Annotated in this window: 17 protein-coding genes; 7 read left to right on the plus strand and 10 right to left on the minus strand. The window is 73.8% G+C overall.

Annotated features, from left to right (window positions below):
• Positions 1–120: 120 nt before the first annotated feature.
• Positions 121–2,616, minus strand: coding sequence for a DNA helicase PcrA (pcrA, locus tag IE225_RS14945; RefSeq protein ID WP_190057990.1), 2,496 nt, complete (start codon positions 2,614–2,616; stop codon positions 121–123).
• 466 nt (positions 2,617–3,082) lie between these two features.
• Between pcrA and IE225_RS14950 the strand changes: the two genes are divergently transcribed.
• Positions 3,083–4,267, plus strand: a complete 1,185-nt coding sequence (locus IE225_RS14950) for a C40 family peptidase (RefSeq protein ID WP_190057991.1) — start codon at positions 3,083–3,085, stop codon at positions 4,265–4,267.
• A gap of 146 nt (positions 4,268–4,413) precedes the next feature.
• On the opposite strand, the gene IE225_RS14955 is transcribed toward IE225_RS14950, so the two are convergent.
• Positions 4,414–4,767 carry a hypothetical protein gene (locus IE225_RS14955; RefSeq protein WP_190057992.1) on the minus strand — a complete coding sequence of 118 codons (354 nt, stop codon included), beginning with the start codon at positions 4,765–4,767 and terminating at the stop codon, positions 4,414–4,416.
• Between the two features lie 489 nt (positions 4,768–5,256).
• On the opposite strand from IE225_RS14955, the gene IE225_RS14960 reads away from it, so the two are divergent.
• A complete protein-coding gene (locus IE225_RS14960) occupies positions 5,257–6,360 on the plus strand; it encodes a C40 family peptidase (protein WP_190057993.1) in 1,104 nt (367 codons plus the stop codon).
• 189 nt (positions 6,361–6,549) lie between these two features.
• Here IE225_RS14960 and IE225_RS14965 read toward each other — a convergent pair whose 3' ends face one another.
• Both IE225_RS14965 and IE225_RS14970 read right to left on the minus strand, forming a co-directional pair.
• On the minus strand, positions 6,550–7,347 hold the full coding sequence (locus IE225_RS14965; protein WP_190057994.1) for a LuxR C-terminal-related transcriptional regulator: 798 nt from the start codon (positions 7,345–7,347) through the stop codon (positions 6,550–6,552).
• Positions 7,344–8,636: an ATP-binding protein gene (locus IE225_RS14970; protein ID WP_190057995.1), complete on the minus strand. Its 1,293-nt coding sequence runs from the start codon at positions 8,634–8,636 to the stop codon at positions 7,344–7,346. Before IE225_RS14970 ends, IE225_RS14965 begins: the two co-directional genes overlap by 4 nt.
• Positions 8,637–8,861: 225 nt before the next feature.
• Between IE225_RS14970 and IE225_RS14975 the strand changes: the two genes are divergently transcribed.
• Together IE225_RS14975 and IE225_RS14980 are read left to right on the plus strand one after the other, a co-directional pair.
• On the plus strand, positions 8,862–10,442 hold the full coding sequence (locus tag IE225_RS14975; protein ID WP_190057996.1) for a PspC domain-containing protein: 1,581 nt from the start codon (positions 8,862–8,864) through the stop codon (positions 10,440–10,442).
• Positions 10,429–10,683, plus strand: a complete 255-nt coding sequence (locus IE225_RS14980; RefSeq protein ID WP_190057997.1) for a hypothetical protein — start codon at positions 10,429–10,431, stop codon at positions 10,681–10,683. Before IE225_RS14975 ends, IE225_RS14980 begins: the two co-directional genes overlap by 14 nt.
• An 82-nt stretch (positions 10,684–10,765) precedes the next feature.
• On the opposite strand, the gene IE225_RS14985 is transcribed toward IE225_RS14980, so the two are convergent.
• Together IE225_RS14985 and IE225_RS14990 are read right to left on the minus strand one after the other, a co-directional pair.
• A complete protein-coding gene (locus IE225_RS14985) occupies positions 10,766–11,293 on the minus strand; it encodes a DoxX family membrane protein (protein ID WP_190057998.1) in 528 nt (175 codons plus the stop codon).
• 309 nt (positions 11,294–11,602) lie between these two features.
• Positions 11,603–12,880 (minus strand): hypothetical protein, encoded by a 1,278-nt coding sequence (locus tag IE225_RS14990; protein ID WP_190057999.1) that lies wholly within the window; start codon positions 12,878–12,880, stop codon positions 11,603–11,605.
• A 161-nt stretch (positions 12,881–13,041) separates the two neighbouring features.
• On the opposite strand from IE225_RS14990, the gene IE225_RS14995 reads away from it, so the two are divergent.
• Entirely contained in the window at positions 13,042–13,926 is an 885-nt protein-coding gene (locus tag IE225_RS14995; protein ID WP_190058000.1) for a DUF4429 domain-containing protein, read from the plus strand.
• 266 nt (positions 13,927–14,192) lie between these two features.
• On the opposite strand, the gene IE225_RS15000 is transcribed toward IE225_RS14995, so the two are convergent.
• Positions 14,193–14,984 (minus strand): class II aldolase/adducin family protein, encoded by a 792-nt coding sequence (locus IE225_RS15000; RefSeq protein WP_190058001.1) that lies wholly within the window; start codon positions 14,982–14,984, stop codon positions 14,193–14,195.
• A 151-nt stretch (positions 14,985–15,135) separates the two neighbouring features.
• Between IE225_RS15000 and IE225_RS15005 the strand changes: the two genes are divergently transcribed.
• Positions 15,136–15,615: a pyridoxamine 5'-phosphate oxidase family protein gene (locus tag IE225_RS15005; RefSeq protein WP_190058002.1), complete on the plus strand. Its 480-nt coding sequence runs from the start codon at positions 15,136–15,138 to the stop codon at positions 15,613–15,615.
• A 180-nt stretch (positions 15,616–15,795) separates the two neighbouring features.
• Here IE225_RS15005 and guaA read toward each other — a convergent pair whose 3' ends face one another.
• Positions 15,796–17,382 (minus strand): glutamine-hydrolyzing GMP synthase, encoded by a 1,587-nt coding sequence (gene guaA, locus IE225_RS15010; RefSeq protein ID WP_190058003.1) that lies wholly within the window; start codon positions 17,380–17,382, stop codon positions 15,796–15,798.
• 534 nt (positions 17,383–17,916) lie between these two features.
• On the opposite strand from guaA, the gene IE225_RS15015 reads away from it, so the two are divergent.
• Positions 17,917–18,246: a chorismate mutase gene (locus IE225_RS15015; RefSeq protein ID WP_268249997.1), complete on the plus strand. Its 330-nt coding sequence runs from the start codon at positions 17,917–17,919 to the stop codon at positions 18,244–18,246.
• A gap of 463 nt (positions 18,247–18,709) precedes the next feature.
• Here IE225_RS15015 and IE225_RS15020 read toward each other — a convergent pair whose 3' ends face one another.
• The gene (locus tag IE225_RS15020) at positions 18,710–19,327 is read right to left on the minus strand and encodes an SMI1/KNR4 family protein (protein WP_190058005.1); all 618 of its coding nucleotides are present in this window, start codon (positions 19,325–19,327) and stop codon (positions 18,710–18,712) included.
• Between the two features lie 46 nt (positions 19,328–19,373).
• On the minus strand, positions 19,374–19,544 hold the full coding sequence (locus IE225_RS15025) for a hypothetical protein (protein WP_190058006.1): 171 nt from the start codon (positions 19,542–19,544) through the stop codon (positions 19,374–19,376).
• Positions 19,545–19,774: the final 230 nt, after the last annotated feature.

The following is a 19,774-nucleotide window of genomic DNA, read 5'->3' on the forward strand; positions in this document are numbered from 1 at the left end:
CCCGGGCCCGGACAACCCCAGGGGCCGGGACGGTCCGAGCCGCCGGGAACGCCGCCGAAGCCCCGGGCCCACGGCCCCGAACCGGGGCTTGATCCGACCGTCCCGAGCCGGGGCCGCCGTTCAGAGCTTCTCGACCGGCGCGTACCGCAGCAGCAGCCGCTTCGGCTTCTCGTCGCCGAAGTCGATCGTCGCCTCGGCGTTCGCGCCCGTGCCCTTCACCGCGACGACCGTGCCCAGCCCGAACTGGTCGTGCGTGACCCGGTCGCCGACGGCCAGGGACACCACCGGCTTCTCCGTCGCCCTGCGGGTGGCGAACCCGGACGCCCCGGAGGCCGAGGAGCGCGACCGCGACGACGACAGCGAGGCCGCCACCCCCGACATCGGGCCGGAGGCCGCGGGGGCCGAGGCGCCGGTGCGTTTCCAGTCGACGTGGACTGGCGGGATCTCCTCCAGGAAGCGGGAGGGCGGGTTGTACGACGGCTGTCCCCACGCGCTGCGCATCACCGACCGCGTCAGGTACAGCCGTTCCCGGGCGCGCGTGATGCCGACGTAGGCCAGGCGGCGCTCCTCCTCCAGCTCCTTGGTCTGGCCGAGGGCGCGCAGGTGCGGGAAGACGCCGTCCTCCATGCCGGTGAGGAACACCACCGGGAACTCCAGGCCCTTGGCGGTGTGCAGGGTCATCAGTGTGATGACGCCGTCGCCCTCCTCGTCGGGGATCTCGTCGGAGTCGGCGACCAGGGCGACCTGTTCGAGGAACTCGGCCAGCGTGCCTCCCGGGGCGGTGGCCCCTGATGTCGCCGCCTCCTCACCGCGGGCCTGCTCGAACTCCAGGGCGACGGCGGCGAGTTCCTGCAGGTTCTCGATGCGGGTCTCGTCCTGCGGGTCGGTGGAGTTCTGCAACTCGGCGAGATAGCCGGTGCGTTCGAGGACGGCCTCCAGGACCGTGGCCGGCCCGGCGCCGGACTCGACGATCGTGCGCAGCTCCTCCATCAGCGCGTTGAAGCGCTTGACGGCGTTGGCGGAGCGCGCGGCCATGCCGTACGCCTCGTCGACGCGCTTGAGCGCCTGGGCGAAGCTGATCCTCTCCCGCTGGGCGAGGGCGTCGATCATCGCCTCGGCGCGTTCGCCGATGCCGCGCTTGGGCACGTTGAGGATGCGGCGCAGCGGCACCGAGTCCTCCGGGTTGGCCAGCACCCGCAGGTAGGCCAGGATGTCCCGGACCTCCTTGCGCTCGTAGAAGCGGACGCCGCCGACGACCTTGTAGGGCAGGCCGACGCGGATGAAGACCTCTTCGAAGACGCGGGACTGGGCGTTGGTGCGGTAGAAGACGGCGACGTCGCCGGCCTTGGCCAGGCCCGCGTCGGTGAGGCGGTCTATCTCGTCGGCGACGAACTGCGCCTCGTCGTGCTCGGTGTCGGCGACGTAGCCGACGATCCGCTCGCCCGGGCCGGCGTTGGTCCACAGGTTCTTCGGGCGGCGGGACTCGTTGCGCTCGATGACCGCGTTGGCGGCGCTCAGGATCGTCTGCGTGGAGCGGTAGTTCTGCTCCAGCAGGATCGTCGTGGCGTCCGGGTAGTCCTCCTCGAACTGGAGGATGTTGCGGATGGTCGCGCCGCGGAAGGCGTAGATCGACTGGTCGGCGTCGCCCACCACGCACAGTTCGGCGGACGGCGGGCCGTCCCCGCCGGATGGGGTGTCCGCGCCGGGCGCGCCGGTGCCGACGAGTTCGCGGACGAGGGCGTACTGGGCGTGGTTGGTGTCCTGGTACTCGTCGACCAGGACGTGCCGGAAGCGGCGGCGGTAGTGCTCGGCGACGTCGGGGAACGCGCGCAGCAGGTTCACCGTCGTCATGATCAGGTCGTCGAAGTCGAGGGCGTTGGCCTCGCGCAGCCGCGACTGGTAGAGGGCGTAGGCCTGGGCGAGGGTCTTCTCGAAACCGTCGGCGGCCTGCGCGGCGAAGTCCTCCTCGTCGATCAGCTCGTTCTTGAGGTTGCTGACCTTGGCGCTGAAGGACTTGGGCGGAAAGCGCTTGGGGTCGAGGTCCAGGTCGCGGCAGACCAGGGCCATCAGGCGCCTGGAGTCGGCGGCGTCGTAGATCGAGAAGGACGAGGTCAGGCCGAGCCTCCTGGCCTCGCGGCGCAGGATGCGCACGCATGCGCTGTGGAACGTCATCACCCACATCGCGTTCACGCGCGGGCCGACGAGCTGCTCGACGCGCTCCTTCATCTCGGCGGCGGCCTTGTTGGTGAAGGTGATCGCGAGGATCTGACCGGGGTGCACGCCGCGCTCGGCGAGCAGGTAGGCGATGCGGTGGGTCAGCACGCGCGTCTTGCCGGAACCGGCGCCGGCGACGATGAGCAGCGGGGAGCCGGAGTGCACGACGGCGGCGCGCTGGTTGTCGTTCAGCCCCTGAAGCAGCGCGGCGGTGTCCACGACGGGGCGCGGGGCGCCGTCGCGGTAGTACGCCTCCCGGTCCGGCGGCACGTCGAACCGCCCGCCGAACAGGTCGTCCGGAAGCGGCTCCGGCGCCTGTTCGTCCTCGGGCGGCGGTTCCTCCTCGTGGGCCGGCGGGGCCTGGAGGCTGGCCAGGAAGCTGTCGTCAAAGAGGCTGCTCATCGCTCTCCGAGTCTAGGGCGCCGCACCGACAGCCCGCCGCCGCACCGGAAACTCGGCCCCCTCGCTCCGGGAACTCGGCCTCTTTGCTCTCTTCACTCCGGGAACTCGGCCCCTTTGCCCCAGGGAACGCCCGCTCGCCCCCGAGAGCGTCCACTCGCCCCCGGAAACGCCCGTACACTCCCAGGAAGCACCCGCCCACCCCGGGAACGCCTGCTCACGGAGGTCACCGCCCCGGTCACCCACCGCGCTGCGGCGCGGGCACGCACGGCCAACGTATCGGACATACCACCCAGCAACCTTCACACCCGCCACACAAGTTGGCTACCGTGCGTTCAGGGCCGCCCGACGCGCCGGCGAGGACCACCGGGCCGTGCGGCTCCGCCGCCCGAACCCTCCCCGGAGCGGGAATGACCCGGGAAACCCCCACCGCCGACCCGTAAGGCGCACAGGGAAGGAGTCGCCTCTTTTGGCGTCGCACCGCAAGTCGCCGACGGAAGCGCGCACCGCAGGGCCGCGCACCCCCGCCCTGGCCACGGCCGACCTCACGTCCGTGGCCCTGCTCTCCCAGCAGGCCGCGGCCGTTCCCGGCCCCGGAGAGCACAACCGTCCGGCGCCGCAGCCGAGTCAGGAGGAGGTCGAGCGCAAGCTCGACGACTTCTACCGCCGGGCCGAGTCGGCCGCCGAGGGCTCCACCGCCGTGAAGGAGCGCCCCGCCAAGCCGCGCCGCCGGATCGACACCCTCCTCGACGAGGTGGCCCGGCGCGCGCAGAAGTCCGACGCCGTGCCCGAGATCCCGCCGGGCTACTACGACCAGGCCCAGCTCATGCGTCGGCTGGCCGCCCGGCAGCGGAACGTGGTCGGCGATCCGGCCGCGCGGCGGGCGGCCCTGAGACGGCGGCAGACGACCGTCACCGAACCCCTTCCGGCGTCGGCGTCGGTATCTGCCTCGGCGCCGCCCGTCCCACAGCACGACGTCAAGGCCGTCAAGGCCGCCGTCCAGCACAAGCTCGCCGTCGCGCGGGAACTGCTGGCCCGGCGCACCGCGCACCAGGCGACGCGCTGGGCGGAGGCGGTGAGCGCGGCGGGAGCGGTGAGCGCGGAGCACGCCGTGGCGGCCGCGGCCCCCGAGACCGCCCCGCACACGCCCGCGACGCCGTACCCGCACCCGTCCCCGGCGCCCTCGGCACCCCCGGCGCCGCCGGTGGCCGCACCCCCGGTGGCCGTGTCCGCGCCGCCGACGTCCGCGCCGCCGGTGGCCGTGTCTGCGCCGCCGGCGTCCTCCTCCTCGTACGCCTCCAAGGCGCAGAAGGCGCTCGCCTTCGCCCGCGCGCAGCTCGGCAAACCGTGCGTGTGGGGCGCGTCGGGCCCCGGTTCGTACGACTGCTCCGGGCTGACCCGGGCCGCCTGGAAGGCCGCCGGCGTCGCGTTGCCGCGGACCGCCCGCGAGCAGGCCGCCGCCGGCACCGAGGTGCCGCTCTCCGAGGCGCAGCCCGGCGACCTCGTCGTCTTCCGCGACGACGCGAGCCATATCGGGCTGTACACCGGCGACGGCCTGGTGATCCACGCGCCGAGGCCCGGCCGGTGCGTCTGCGAGGAGCCGGTGACGGAGGTCGACGGGTCGGCCGTCCGGCGCGTGGTGCGGCCGGCCTGACGACGGCGGGGCGAGGCGGGCGCCGACCGCGCGGCGCCCGCGGTGAACGTCACTTCCGCGGCCCCGCGGTGAACGTCACTTCCGCGGTCCCGCGGTGGACGTCACCTCCGCGGCGCCCGCGGCGAACGTCAGGTCCACGGTGAACGTCAGGTCCACAGCACCGCGATGAAGATGTTCGCCGTGGTCAGCAGGCCCACCAGACCGAAGAGGCCCTTGTCCACCTTCTCCTCGTCCCGCTTCACGTAGACCAGCACCAGGATCACGATCAGCAGGGCCAGCTTCAGGCCGATCTTGACGTTGTTGACGTGGTGGTCCCCCGCCTGGTTGAGGCCGACCAGAACGGCGCCGGTGACCAGCATCGTCAGCGCGCCGTGCAGCATCCCGGGGACGAAGCGCGCCGTGCCCCGGCCCATCGCCTTCATCTGGGTGAGGAAGCCGCCGAGGAGCGCGGCTATGCCGACGATGTGCAGGCCGACGAAGAGGTGGATGAGTGCGTCCATGGAGCCGGAGCCTAACCAGGAGCCACCGGGCCTTCGGACACCGGGCCGCACACTCCCGCCCGGGCCCGCGACACCCGCACGGGCCCGCAGGCCCGCAGGTGCGCGGCTCCTAGCACTCGGCCGCTCCGCCGCGCGGCGGAACCGCCCTTTCGGTCACCGCCGTACGCGAAGTCGGCGAACATGTGCAGGACTTCCGCCCCTTACGGTCACCGGTGATCCACTCACGCCACTTCCGCACAACACGTAACCGTCCCGTCACTGTCGGCTCTAGCGTCCCTTCCCAGGTGACCGGCTCTCCACCGCCGCCCGACAGGGCACCGCCGGTCACCACCGCCGAAAGGTCCGGCGGCGGCCCGTCCCCCGTGCGAGCCGCCGCCGGACGCGCGTCCCGCCCCCGCGGGGCGCCTGGGAGTCGTACGCGCCGTACGAGCCGTGCAAGCCGCACGAGCCGTACGAGCCGTACGAGAACGAAAGGACGTGACGGCCCGGGTGGCAGCGCACCGCAGACCCCGACCGCGCCCGTTCGGCGGCGCCGCCGCCCGCACCGCCGCCGCCGTCGGGCTCGCGGGCGCGGCGACCGCCACGGCCCTCGGCGGCACCGGCCACGCCGCACCGCGGCCGGGCCCGGAGCAGGTCAGGGCGAAGGTGGACCGGCTCTACCGGGAGGCGGAGGCCGCCACCGAGAAGTACGACGGCACGAAAGAGAAGGCGGACCGGGCGCGGCGCCGGCTCGACGCACTGCGCGACGAGGCGGCCCGCCGCACCGACCGGCTGAACGCGGCGCGGGAGGCGCTGGGAGCGGTGGCAGCGGCGCAGTACCGCAGCGGCGGCATGGGCCCGGCCCTGCAACTCGCGCTCTCCGGCGATCCGGACCGCTACCTGGAGGGCGTCGGGTTCGCCGAGCGGGTGGGTGCGCGGCAGGCGGCGGCCGTGGCGCGGGTACGGAAGCAGCTCGGCGAGCTGGAGCGGCTGCGCGGCGCCGCGCGTGTCGAGGTGGCGTCGCTGCGCACCCGGCAGGCCGAGCTGCGGCGCCGGAAGCAGGAGATCACCGGCAGGCTGGCCGAGGCCCGGCGCCTGCTGGCCGGGCTGTCCCCGTCGGAACGCGAGCGGGTCGCGGACGGCACCGGCGGCGCGACCGCGGCCCACGCCGCGCGGTCCGGTCCCGGCGGCGCGGCGCGCGACGTCCTCGGACCGGCGGGAGGCAACGCCCTCGGCCCGGCGGGCGGCGGTGCCGCGGCCCCGAACTCCCGCGCGGCGGCGGCCGTCGCCTACGCCTACGGCAAGCTCGGCAGCCCGTACGTGTGGGGCGCGACCGGCCCGAACGCCTTCGACTGCTCGGGCCTGGTGCAGGCCGCGTACCGCGCCGCGGGCGTCTCGCTGCCGCGCACCACCTACGCGCAGTTCGGCGCGGGCCGCCGGGTCTCCCGCTCCGAACTGCTCCCCGGCGACCTGGTGTTCTTCTACTCCGGGATCAGTCACGTCGGCCTGTACGTCGGCAACGGGCTGATGATCCACGCCCCCAACCCGTCGGCGCCGGTCCGCCTGGCCCCCGTCGACCAGATGCCGTTCGCGGGGGCGACGCGGGTGATGTGAAGTCCCGCGGGCCGCGCACAGCGGCCCCCGCGGGTCGCACGCAACGACCTTCGCAGGCCGCGCGCAACAGTTTCCACGGGCCCCGCATCGTCTCCGCAGGCCGTGCGCAACGGCCTCCGCGGACGCCGCGTGACACGCCCTCACGGGTTCACGTCCGGCGGCGGCCGTCCGGCGGCGGCCCCAGGCCGTTCACACCAGCCGTCGGGCCGTCGCCCACCTCGTCAGCTCGTGCCGGTTGGACAGCTGCAGCTTGCGCAGGACCGCCGAGACGTGGGACTCGACCGTCTTGACGGAGATGAACAGCTGCTTGGCGATCTCCTTGTAGGCGTAGCCGCGGGCGATCAGGCGCAGCACCTCGCGCTCGCGCTGGGTGAGCCGGTCGAGGTCCTCGTCGACGGGCGGGGCGTCGGTGGACGCGAACGCGTCGAGGACGAACCCGGCCAGGCGCGGCGAGAAGACGGCGTCGCCCTCCTGCACGCGGAAGATGGAGTCGACCAGATCGGCCCCGGTGATCGTCTTGGTGACGTAGCCGCGCGCGCCGCCGCGGATCACGCCGATCACGTCCTCGGCGGCGTCGGAGACGGACAGCGCGAGGAAGCGCACCGGCCGCTCCGCGTCGGCCATCAGCCCGGCGCACCGGCGCAGCACCTCCACCCCGCCGCCGCCCGGCAGGTGGACGTCGAGGAGGACCACCTCGGGCCGGGTCGCGGTGATCACGGAGACCGCCTGGTCGACGTCGGCGGCCTCCCCGACGACCTCGACGCCGGTCTCCTCGGTGCGGCCGATCTCGGCCTGGACGCCCGTGCGGAACATGCGGTGGTCGTCGACGAGGACCACGCGCACGTGCCGCCCGCCCGCGCCACCGACGCCCCCCGCGGCCCCCACGGCCCTCGAGGACTCCGCGGACTCGGCGGACTCGGCGGCCCGCGCCGCCTGCGGCGTGCCGTGCGTGCCGTGCGTGCCGTTTTCCCCGGTCGCCTCGCTCATGACGTGTTCTCCGCCCTCTCCATCTCCAGCTCGACCTCCGTGCCGCCGTCCGGCACGCGGCGCAGCCGCGCCGTGCCGCCGTTGCGCTCCATCCGGCCGATGATCGATTCTCTGACACCCATCCGGTCGGCGGGTATCGAATCGAGGTCGAAGCCGGGCCCGCGGTCCCGGACGGACACGAAGACCGTCCTGCCCTCGACCTCGGCGTAGACCTGCACGGCGCCGCCCTCGCCACCGTACTTGGCGGCGTTCACCATCGCCTCGCGCGCGGCCTGCATCTGCGCCCCGGTCCGCTCGTCGAGCGGGCAGTCGCCGACCACCACGACCTCGATGGGGACGCCGTGCTTGTCCTCGACCTCGGCGGCGTTGCGCCGGACGGCCTCGGCGAGGGTGGTGGGCTCGTCGGCCTCGTCCTTGCCGGTGCCCTCCGGTTTGTACAGCCAGGCGCGCAGGTCGCGCTCCTGGGCGCGGGCGAGGCGGCGCACCTCGCCCGGGTTGTCGGCGTTGCGCTGGATCAGGGTGAGGGTGTGCAGCACCGAGTCGTGCACGTGGGCGGCGACCTCGGCGCGCTCCTGGGCGCGGATGCGCATGAGGCGCTCCTCGGAGAGGTCCTGCGTCATCCGCACCAGGTACGGGCCGGCGAGCAGCGTGACGCCGACGAGGACGGCGAGGGCGGCCTGCAGGACCGAGCCGAGGTGGGCGGCGGAGCCCTGCAGGACGAACATGCCGGAGACGCCGGCCGTCACCAGCAGCACACCGGCGAGGGTGCGGGCCAGTGTGAGCGTACGGCGGCGCCGGCCGACCTCGACCCAGCGGGCCCGGCGGGCGTTGTCCGCCTGCCGCCACACCAGGGCGACGCCCGCGCCCACCAGCACCAGGGGCAGCAGGTAGGCCTTGGCGCCGCTGCCGAGGTTGACGTTGCCGACGAAGACCATGGCCAGGACGACCATGACCAGCAGCGCGACGATCTGCCCCCGGTCCGGTCTGCGGGCGACCAGTCTGCGGCGGCCGTCCGGCGAGACCTCCGCGGTGACGAGGGAGGGGGGTCTCTGGTCGCCGACCCCGCCGACACCGAGGGGGACGAAGAACCAGAACGCCGCGTACAGCAGCGCGCCCAGGCCGTCGGCCAGGAACAGCCCCACGAAGACCAGCCGCACCCACGCCACCGGCAGCCCGAGGTGCCCGGCCAGCCCCCGCGCCACCCCGCCCAGCCAGCGTCCGTCGCTGCTGCGGTAGAGCTTGCGCGGCGGCCGCGGGTCCTCGAGTGGCGCTGTGGCGGCTTCCGGCATGCCATCGATGGTCACACGCCCCGCCCGCCCGGGGCATCAGGGTCGGCCCCCGAGACGCCCCTGATCTTCCGGTTTCCGTGCGGGAGCGGGGCCGTACCGCGCCGGCCGGAGGGTTCCGGGCACCGCCGGTCGAACACTTCCCGGGGCCCGGGTCGGGGCGATATCAGGGTTCGGCCAGGGTCGTCCCGACTGCCGTCGCGCCGCCGCGCCCGCCACCATGGAGCCATGACCGATCACCAGCACGCCGCGCCGGGTCCCGGACCCGGGTCCGGCCCGCGTCCCGCACCGCCGGGGCCCGGGCCGCGGGGCGCCGCGCCCGGCACGGACGGCCCGGCCGGCCCGGCCGCGGGTGCGCGTCCGGGTGCGTGGGAGGGAACGCGGGGGGAGAAGGAGAGGAGAGGTGCGCCGGGGAGCGGAGGGGAAAGCGTGAGCGCGGCGACCGGGGCACAGGACACCGCCGACGCGGCCGGCGCCCACCGGTTCTCCGAGCCGTCCTCTCAGTCCTCCGAGGCGTCCCCCCGGTCCTCCGAGCCTCCCCCGCTCCACCGCTTCCGCCGCGACCGGCGGCACAAGATGCTCGGCGGGGTGTGCGCGGGGCTCGGGCGGCAGTGCGACATGGACCCGGTGATCTTCCGGATCACCCTCGCGGTGCTGGCCGCGACCGGCGGTCTGGGCCTCATCTTCTACGGCTTCGCGTGGCTCTTCGTGCCGTACGACGACGAGGACGAGAACGAGGTGCGCAAGCTGCTCACCGGCCGCGTCGACGGGCAGGCGCTCGCGGCGGTGCTGTTCGCCCTGGTCGGCTGCGGCGTCTTCCTGTCGATGCTGAAGAACGCCAGTGTGCTGACGTTCGCCGCGGTGCTCTCGCTGCTCCTCGCGGGCGCCGGCTACTGGTCGCAGCACCGGGGCGCGCCGGACCCGGACCCGCTGGCGGCGCAGGCGGTCGCCGACGCCCCGCCGGAACCGCAGGCTCCGCCGCCGGCGGCGTACCCCTCCTGGTGGCGGGACCCGATCGTCAAGGACGGCACCCATGTCGGCGGCACCGGGTACCTGTGGGGTCCCCGGGACTCCCACGACCGGGACATCGCGGCGGCCGTCAACATCAGCCGCGGCGCCTACCGCACCACGCCGGACCACATACGCGCCGCGCGGGACGTCCGGCCCGCCAGGCCGCGCGGCCCGCGCTGGATCGGCGGCTGGGTGTTCCTGCTGGCCCTGGCCGCGGGCGCCCTGGGCACCGGCCTGACCTGGGACGGCCACGCGCTCGGCACCAGCCTGCAGGCCGGCCTGGCCGCCGCGCTCCTGGTCCTGGGTCTGGGCATAGCCGTCAGCTCGTTCCTCGGGCGGACGGGGGCGGGCTCGGTGTTCCTCGCGGTGGTGACCGCGGGCCTGCTCGCCGGGGCGGCGGTGCTGCCGAAGGACATCGGCACGCACTGGTCGCACACGCGGTGGCAGCCCCACTCGGTCGCGCAGGTACGGGAGAAATACGACCTCGGTGCCGGGGTCGCCACCCTGGACCTGACCCGGGTGCACCCGGGTCGCGGGCGGACGGTGTCCTCCGGCGCCGACGTCGGGGTGGGCCGGCTGCGGGTGGTCGTGCCGCGGGACGCGGCCGTGCGGCTGACCATCGACGTGGGCGTCGGCGACATCCAGTTGCCGGGCGACGGGAGCAAGGACGTGGACGTGGCGCCGGGCAAGCACCAGCAGCTCACGCTGCCCCCCGTGAGCGGCCGGGGCGGCGGCACCCTCGCCCTGAGTCTCGACGTCGGGGCCGGCCAGGTGGAGGTGAGCCGTGCTGCGGCATGAGTTCCAGCCCGGACGACTCGTCGCGGGGGTGTTCCTCGCCTCGGCGGGCGTCGTCTACGCCGGTGACGCGGGCGGCGCCTGGCAGGCCCCGTGGTTCGCGGTGATCCCGCTCGTCGTCGGCGGCCTCTTCCTGGCCGGCGCGGTGGCCGCCGTGTCGGGGGCGATACGCAGGCGGCACCGGCCGGCGGCCGGTGCCGCGACCGACCACACGGACCCGGCCGACGCCGGCACGGGGCACTGAGCGCAAACCGGCCGCGCCCGGATGGCCTGCCTCACGGGTGGGCTCGCCTCACAGGTGGGCTCGCCTCACGGGTGGGACCGCCTCACGGGTGGGACCGCCGCCCCCGTCGCCGTGCCCGCCACGCGGCGTCGACGGACAGCAGCGGTGCTCCGGCGAGGACGAGGGGCAGCCAGGCCATGAGGTAGGGAAGGTCGTTGCCGTAGTAGTACGGGCTCGACGCCCAGCTCACCGTCAGGAACAGGCTGAGGGAGATCAGCGCGCCGCCGAGGGCGGCGAGGCGGGCCAGCAGGCCGAGGAGGGTGCCGATGCCGACGGCGAGTTCGCCGAGGGCGATGGCCGTGCCGAAGCCGACCGGGTTCTTCAGGGCGAGGTCGACCAGGGCGGGCACGGCGGAGGAGTCGCGGACCGAGCGCATGGTCTCGCCGATCGAGCCCGCGCCGGAGGACTTGAGGAAGGAGCCGGCGGTGAGCTTGTCCAGACCGGCGTAGACGAAGGTGACCCCGAGGAAGATCCGCAGGGGGAGGAGGGCGTAGCGGGTGGCGGTCTCCCGCCAGTCCCGGCGGCCCTCGGCAGAGGAGATGTACCTGCCGGTCCTTGTGTCATGGGTCATCGCTGCCGCCGCCTCTCCCACGCCGATATTGAGGTCTCAACAAAACATACGAGGGGGGAAGAGGCACCGTTCAACCGCGAGAGGACGATTTCCGCCGATTCTCCCGCCGGTTCTCCCGCCGGTTCTCCGGCTTCGCCCCTTCGGTCACCGCTGCCCCGGGGGACTGCCGCCCGGAGGAGCCACTGCCTGGAGGGACCGCCGCCCGGGAGGACCGGCACCCCGAGGACCCGCTGCGCGACGGCTCACCGACAACCGGTCGACGGCCGGTCGACGGCCGGCCGGTGCTCAGTCGACGGCCAATCCTCACTGTCAGTCGGTCACGTCGATCGCGTACCGGTTGGTCTCCACACCGGCCGCCGTGACGACCTGCACCTCCACGCGGCCCGGCTCGACGTCGGCCGGCACGGGGACGGTGAGGACGGTGTCGGTGGGGTTGCTGAAGCCGCCGGTGACGGGGACGAGGGGGACGTGCACGTGGACGGTGCCGATGCGGACGACCATGCGGGCGAGACGGTCGGCGCCCTGGGCGCCGGGCGGGACGAAGCCGGCGCCGCGGATCTCGATGTCGTCGCCGGTGCGGATCGGCGCGTCCAGGTCGCCGGCCTCGCGGGCCCGTACGACGGAGAGGATCACGGGGCGGCCGCCCTCGGCGTACTTGGCGGCGAGGTAGGTCGCCGCGGAGACCAGCACCACGACGGCCAACCCCCACGGCAGGTCGGGCAGCTGGTCGGGGCGGCGGGCCAGCCGGACGGCGGCGAAGACGAGGGCGACGAAGCCGACGGCGACGTACTGGATGTCGGCGAAGGCGCCGCGCCCGGAGTCGTCGGTGAGCAGGTCGGCGGCGCGCGGCCGGTCGGCGCGGACCTTCTGCAGCCGCTGCCCGAGCACCCGCAGCCCGACCACGCGGCGCACCAGCACCGCGATCCCGCAGACCACGGCGAGCACGGTCACCACGCCGGCCCCGCGGGCGAGGTCCAGCCCGGCGATCAGGCGGTCCCGTTCGCCGGGTGCGGAGGCGGCGGCCAGCCGTCCGGCCAGCACCAGCACCGCGTAGGCCACGAACAGCACCCAGGCGGCGGCCACGGCGCGGGAGGTGGACAGCCGGTTGTCCTCGCCGATGACCGGGGCGAGCACGCCGCCGCGCGCCCGGTGGAACCAGGACGCGGCCGTCAGCGCGACCGCGACCACCAGCGCGGCGAGCAGCCCGGCGGTGCGGGCCGCCGTCCAGCCCGCGCCGACCGCGGTCAGCGCCTGCGCCGGCAGCAGGAGCAGCACGCCCGCCCACACGGCGCCGGCGGTGCGGCGCCACAGGCGGGCCAGCCAGGCCTCGCCCTCGGCGCGGCCGCGCTCGGCGACGTGGTGGGCGCACTGGGCGAGTTCGGCCGACACCCACTGCCGGGAGGCCGACGGCGAGTGCGCCACGGCCGCGGGCAGGCCCTGCCCGGCGGCGAACTCGTCCCGTTTGCGCAGGAATTCGGTGACCGCTCGCCGGTGGCCCTCGCGTGCCCCGTGCGGGCAGTCCCCGCAGGTGCAGCCCCCCGTGTGGGCGCCCGCCCGCACGCCCTGACTCGCCTCCTGCACCGCCACGCCGATGCCCGCCTTCCCCACGAGGACCCACTGGGACCCACTGCAACTCCCGTGTGACGAGAGCGAATTGTGCCCTACGAAACGCGGTCCGTGTCCGGCAGGTCCGGTCAGGACGGGTGATGTGCGAGGCGCCGTGTTGACCCGGCTGGGAGAATTCCCTTATGGCCGAGATCGTCCAGCGCGACGGGAGGTGGGCCTTCGACGGCACGACGGTGCGGATCACGCCGGGTCTGCACCGTTCCGTGGCGCTGTTCCGGCAGACGTACGGGGAGATCGCCGTGCCGCTCGAGGCCGTCGCGGGTGTGGTCCACGAGCCCGGACGCAGGCACAGCCGGCTGAGGCTGCGGCTGCGGGAGGGCGCCGATCCCCTCCTGCAGGCGACCGGCGGCCGGCTGCCCGACGCGGCCGATCCCTACCGGCTGCGGGTGGAGGCCGACCGGGCCGGGGTCGCGGAGTACGTCGCCGAGGAGATCCGCACCGCCCTGCTGCTGGACCAGGTGCCCCAGGAGCCCACCGACGCCTATCTGCTGCCGGGCCCGCCGGTGCCGGTGTCGGTCCGTTCCAGCGACGGCACGGTGTCCTTCGACGGCACCCGGGTGCGCATCGACTGGTCCGACGGCTCCGACCGGGTCAAGCGCGCCACCGGCCCGCGCATCATCGACGTCGCCGACCTGGTGCGGGTGGAGTGGCTGCCCCACTCCGGTTACGAGGAGGGCCACCTGCGCTTCCTCACCCGCGAGACGGTCTTCTCCCAACTGCCGCCGGAGAAGGACCCGTACGCCCTCGACCTGTGGGGCAGCGCCCGCCGCGACCTGCTCACGGCGCTGGTGGCGGCCGCCGTCACCGCCCGCCTGCCGCACCCCTCCGCGCGCGACAGCGCCCTTCTCCCCCGCCACCGGCGCGAGGCCGCGGCCGCGCCGCCCCCGGCCGACCACCACGACGTCCTGCTGCGCCGGCTGCGCGAGCTGGGCGAGCTGCACCGCGACGGGGTGCTCACGGACGAGGAGTTCGCGCGTACGAAGGCGGCGGTGCTGCGCGGGTTCTGACCCGGCCGCGCGGCGCTCCGCAACCCGGTGCGGTGCCCGGGCGCTCCGGCCGGCCGCGCCACGTCCTCCGGGCGCTCCGGCCACCTCCTCCGGCCGGCTCCGGTCCGCGCCGTCCGGGCACTCCGGCGCGGACGCTCCACCCCACGCCATCCGGCCGCTCCGGTCCGCGCCGTCCGGGCACTCCGGCGCGGACGCTCCACCCCACGCCATCCGGCCGCTCCGGTCCGCGCCGTCCGGGCGCTCCGGTCCGTGCCGTCCGGGGAGGATCAGCTCAGCAGGTCCGGCTCGGTGCGGCTGATGTCCTGCCACAGCGGCTGGTAGTTGATCCACGCCACCAGGTCCCCGCCGAGCTGCTCCCGGGTGGCCACGGCCAGGCGGTGGTCGATGGGGATCGGCCGGCCCGCGGCCTTCGCGGTGAGCTGCACCTGGCAGGAGCGCTCCATCGACACGAACCACCAGGCCGCCGCGTCCACCGAGTCGCCCACGGTCAGCAGCCCGTGGTTGCGCAGCACCAGCGCCTTGCGGGAGCCGAGCGCGGCGGCGATGCGGCGGGCCTCCTCGGCGTCGACGGCGACACCGGTGTAGCTGTCGTAGACGGCGTGGTCCTCGTAGAAGGCGCAGCTCTCCTGGGTGATCGGTTCCAGCGGCTCGCCGAGGGCGGCCAGGGCGCGGCCGTGCACGGAGTGGCAGTGGGCCACGGCGACGACGTCGGGTCGGGCGGCGTGCACCTGGGCGTGCACGGTGAAGGCGGCCTGGTTGACGTGGTAGCGGCCCTCGACGACCTGCCCGTCCCGGTTGGCCAGGACGAGGTCGCTGACGGTGACGTGGCGGAAGGGCAGGCCGAAGGGGTTGACCCAGAAGCAGTCGGTGAACTCCGGGTCGCGAGCGGTGATGTGCCCGGAGACGCCGTCCTCGAAGCCGAGCCGCCCGAAGATGCGCAGCGCGCCCGCCAGCCGCTCCTTGCGGTGCCGGCGCTCGTCCTCGACCGACGTGTGCATCGGCGGCATCGCGAACCGCAGCCGGTCGGTGGGGACGGGCTGCGGAGGGGTGGGATGCATGGGGTGGCCTCCAGCGGGTTCTCGTACGCGCGGGAAGGTACCGGCGGCGGTGCCCGGCCGGTAGTACCGCCCGGCGCAAAGATCCGACGGGTTTCGGATACCCACGGATAACCGACAGGAGATGTCCGGTATCGGCGGAAGACTCGCCGGCATGACCGACACGTTCACCTGGGCCGCGTTCGCGGCCGCCGAGTCCGCGTTCGCCCGCGCCGTCGAAGCCCGCTTCGCGGCCTTCCGGCACCACGTCCTCGCCACTCTCCGCCGGGACGGCTCCCCCCGCACCTCGGGTCTGGAGGCCGACTTCCGGGGCGGCGAGCTGTGGCTCGGCATGATGCACCACTCCCTCAAGGCCCTCGACCTGCGCCGCGATCCGCGCTTCGCCCTCCAGGCCAACCCGGGCGAGGGAACGGACCTGGCGGGCGGGGACGTGCGGATCAGCGGGCGGGCGTACGAGGTCGGGGAGGGCGCGGTCAAGGCCCGGTACGTGGCGGAGGCGGAACCGCCGCAGCCGTTCCACCTCTTCCGCACCGAGCTGACGGAGGTCGTGCGGACCCGCGTCGAGGACGACACGTACCTGGTCGTCGAGATCTGGAAGCCCGGTGAACCCCTGCGCACGATCAAACGCCGGTAGGACTCACCGAGGGACCCGCGGGCAGGACCCACCCGCGCGAAGCTCACCGCGGGCAGGAAGCACCCGCGCGAAGCCCACCGCAGGCAGGCCCGCCCGCGTGAAGCTCACCGCGGGCAGGGCTCACCCACGCGAAGCTCACCACGCGGGACCACCCGCGCGGGATGCACACCCGCGCGGGGCTCACTCCCACTCGATCGTCCCCGGCGGCTTGCTCGTGACGTCGAGGACGACCCGGTTGACGTCCCGCACCTCGTTGGTGATGCGGGTGGAGATCCGGGCGAGGACGTCGTACGGCAGCCGCGACCAGTCGGCGGTCATGGCGTCCTCGCTGGTCACCGGCCGCAGCACGATCGGGTGGCCGTAGGTGCGGCCGTCGCCCTGGACGCCCACCGAGCGCACGTCCGCGAGCAGCACCACCGGGCACTGCCAGATGTCCCGGTCGAGGCCGGCCGCGGTCAGCTCCTCGCGGGCGATGGCGTCGGCCTCGCGCAGCAGGTCCAGGCGCTCCTTGGTGACCTCGCCGACGATGCGGATGCCGAGGCCCGGCCCCGGGAACGGCTGGCGGTGGACGATCTCCTCCGGCAGGCCGAGCTCCTGCCCGACCATGCGGACCTCGTCCTTGAACAGCTTGCGCAGCGGCTCGATCAGCTTGAACTCGAGGTCCTCGGGCAGACCGCCGACGTTGTGGTGCGACTTGATGTTGGCGGCGCCGGTGCCGCCGCCGGACTCGACGACGTCCGGGTAGAGCGTGCCCTGCACCAGGAACTCGACGGGCTCGTCGTCCGGCGCCTCGGCGACGATCTCGGCCTGCGCCTGCTCGAAGACGCGGATGAACTCCCGGCCGATGATCTTCCGCTTCTCCTCGGGGTCGGTGACCCCCTTGAGCGCGGTGAGGAAGCGCTCCTCGGCGTCCACGACCTTCAGCTGCACGCCGGTCGCGGCCACGAAGTCCTTCTCGACCTGCTCGGTCTCCCCCTTGCGCATCAGGCCGTGGTCGACGTACACGCAGGTCAGCCGCTCTCCGATGGCCCGCTGCACGAGGGCGGCGGCCACCGCGGAGTCGACGCCGCCGGACAGGCCGCAGATCGCCCGCTTGGTGCCGACCTGCTCGCGGATCGCGGCGATCTGCTCCTCGATCACGTTGCCCGTGGTCCAGGAGGGGGTCAGGCCCGCGCCCCGGTACAGGAAGTGCTCCAGCACCTGCTGCCCGTACGTGGTGTGCATCACCTCGGGGTGGTACTGGACGCCGTACAGCTTCTTCTCGTCGTTCTCGAACGCCGCCACCGGGACGACGTCCGTCGACGCCGTGACGTCGAAGCCCTCCGGCGCGGCGGAGCAGGCGTCGCCGTGCGACATCCACACCGACTGCTCCGCCGGGGTGCCCTCGAAGAGGGTCGACGACGGCTTCGTCACGGTCAGCGGCGTACGGCCGTACTCGCGCGCACCCGTGTTGTCGACCGTGCCGCCCAGGGTCTGGGCCATGAGCTGGAAGCCGTAGCACATGCCGAAGACGGGCACGCCCGCCTCGAACAGGGAGCGGTCGACGGTCGGGGCGCCCTCCTCGTACACCGACGACGGGCCGCCGGAGAGGATGATCGCGGCCGGGTTCTTCGCGAGGATCTCCTCGACCGGCATGGTGCTCGGCACGATCTCGCTGTAGACCCGGGCCTCGCGGACGCGTCGGGCGATGAGCTGGGCGTACTGCGCGCCGAAGTCGACGACCAGGACGGTGTCGGGGGCGGCGGCAGCGGAGGTCGCTGATGACACGGGGTGCCTTCCGGCGGTCGGGCAAGGGTCTGTGTGCGGCCGATTCTACCGAGGCGGCCGCACGGGACGTCGCGCCGTCCTACACGGCCCCACCTACACGGCCCGCGCCCACGCGGCCCGTGCCCACGCGTCCCGTGCCCACGCGGACGGCGGCGGGCGCGGACGGCGCCCCTCCCCACCGTCCAGCACCGTCCCGCTCGTCACCCCGCCTGCCCCGGCGCCCCTCGCCGCTCCGCTCGCCACCCCGCCGGCCCCGGCGCCCCTCGCCGCCCCACCGCCTCACCGACCCTGCCGCCCCGCGCCGTCCCACCACCCCACCGGCCCCGGCTTCCCCCACCGTCTCACCATCCGGGCCGTGCTGGACACCGCCCGCCGCCGAGGCATACTTGGCCCCATGCTCATGCACCCGACCTTCCGCTTTACCTATGGCGACCGGCCCGCCGGCTGCCATGGTCGTGCTGCTTGAGCAACTGACAAGCGACTTCCCAGGCGCCCCGGGCCGACAAGGTCCGGGGCGCCTGGCGTTTCCGGACAGTGCCGTCCCGGGGCAGCCCCGTCCACGAGGAGCCCCAGAACATGACCGTGACCGTGACGGACAAGACCGGCGCGCGGACCGACGAGGCCGCCGAGGTGATCACCGACGCCCGGGAGCGGATCGACGCGCTCGACGACCGCATCATCGGGCTGGTGCAGGAGCGGATGGCCGTGTCCGCGGTGATCCAGCAGGCCCGGATCGCCTCCGGCGGGCGGCGGGTCAACCTCTCACGTGAGATGGAGATCCTCAGCCGCTACCGGGAGGCACTGGGCAAGCCGGGCACCGCGCTCGCCATGACGCTGCTCGAACTGTGCCGCGGCCGCATCTGAGGCCGGGCCCGTTCTCCCCCGTCCGGTGCGTGACCGCGGCGGCGCCCGGGTCGTTGAGGGGAGTGCCCGTGCCAGCCAGGGGCGGGCCCGGAAGAACCACGCGTGGATCACCGATCACTGGAGCGGTGAGGCGTACGGGTCGTGCCGTGCGCCGTGGGACCCCGCTCCAGGCGAGTGGCCGGACGGCAGGGGACAGCAGCCCGGTCACTCACCCAAGGGCCGGCCGGCTCCGGGGACGCCCGGGGCCGGCCGGCGGATACGTACGACGGACGGACCGTGCCCGGGTCAACTTCTTCCGTCCCTAGGGCCTCCGGTCCTGCCGGATCTCGAAGTTCATCGCATCCCTTCAGCTGAGGTGTTGCGACGACCACTGGAACCCGAGGTCTCCCGCAGGGCTCTTCGGCCGCCCGGGCCTTGCCAACGTGCTGCTCCTCCTGCTGTCTCCGGAGGATTCCGCACCTTCCTAGAGGCCGGCGAAGGGGTCCGTGGACTCACCCGTCCACGGGTCGATCCCCTCGTCCAGAAGCCGTTCCTCGTCTCTGAAATTCAGGAATCTCGCGGTGCCCCGGCCCCATAGCGTGGTCACACTGAGAGGGCACTCGGCGAACTCGGCCCGCAGAACGCGCAGGAGGAATTCCGCCATCCCACAGGCGTGGATGGCCCAGCCACCGTTCTGTCGCGCCCACACGGCCACCGGCCAGCGGTTCGGCTCGGGGCCCGAGGTCACCCAGCACAGCGCGTCCGCGCCGTTCGTCCGGCCCCACACGAGCATGTCCTGCAGCCGATGACGGGAAACGGCGGGGTCCTGCCAGACACTCATCCCGTCGTCCTGCAGGGCGTCCTCCGGCAGCCGCCCCACCGCCAACGGGGCCGTGGGGTTCCCGGGGCGCGGGACCGAGACGAAGAGACTGTCCTCGAATGATCCCGCGCCGAACGCGGCCACGAACTCCCGGTAGTCGTCCGGGAAGCCGGGCACACCGAGTTCGGCCGCCGCAGCCTCCCAATCGACCGTGTCCCCGGCATCCCCGCCCTCACGGAGCAGGGAGACCGTCTCCTGGAGCTGTCCCCATACGTCGTTCATGACGCGTCCTTCATTTCGCGGCCCACGACCGGGTCGATCCCCGTTCTCACGGTGTGGCTCCGGTCGGCACGGGTTTCCCGCTGTGGACAGCTGTGCCGATGTTGGACCAATTCTTGTTCTTGGTGCTGTAGATCATGTTCGGCACGATGTCGTCCAGGGTCAGGCCCGGACTGCCGTCCAGAGTGCCGTGCGCCGTGATCTCGTAGGCGACAGGCACCGTCCTCGAAGCCTGAAGCGCTCCGGGATCGGTGGACTGATGTGCCCCGGCTTGCATGGAGCGCTCCATTGCAATCATATGACTTGGATCACATAAAAAATCTGTGAAGCCAAGGGCAACCCTTCACAGGTCCCGCGGGTCACACCTGTCGACCCAAGGGCCACAACCGCGCCCCACACGCGGAGGCCTCCTTCAAAGCTCGTACTGCGACGCAGCAGTACGCCGGACTT

Origin of the sequence: Streptomyces echinoruber (assembly GCF_014651135.1) — a bacterium.
Classification (GTDB): Bacteria; Actinomycetota; Actinomycetes; order Streptomycetales; family Streptomycetaceae; genus Streptomyces; species Streptomyces echinoruber.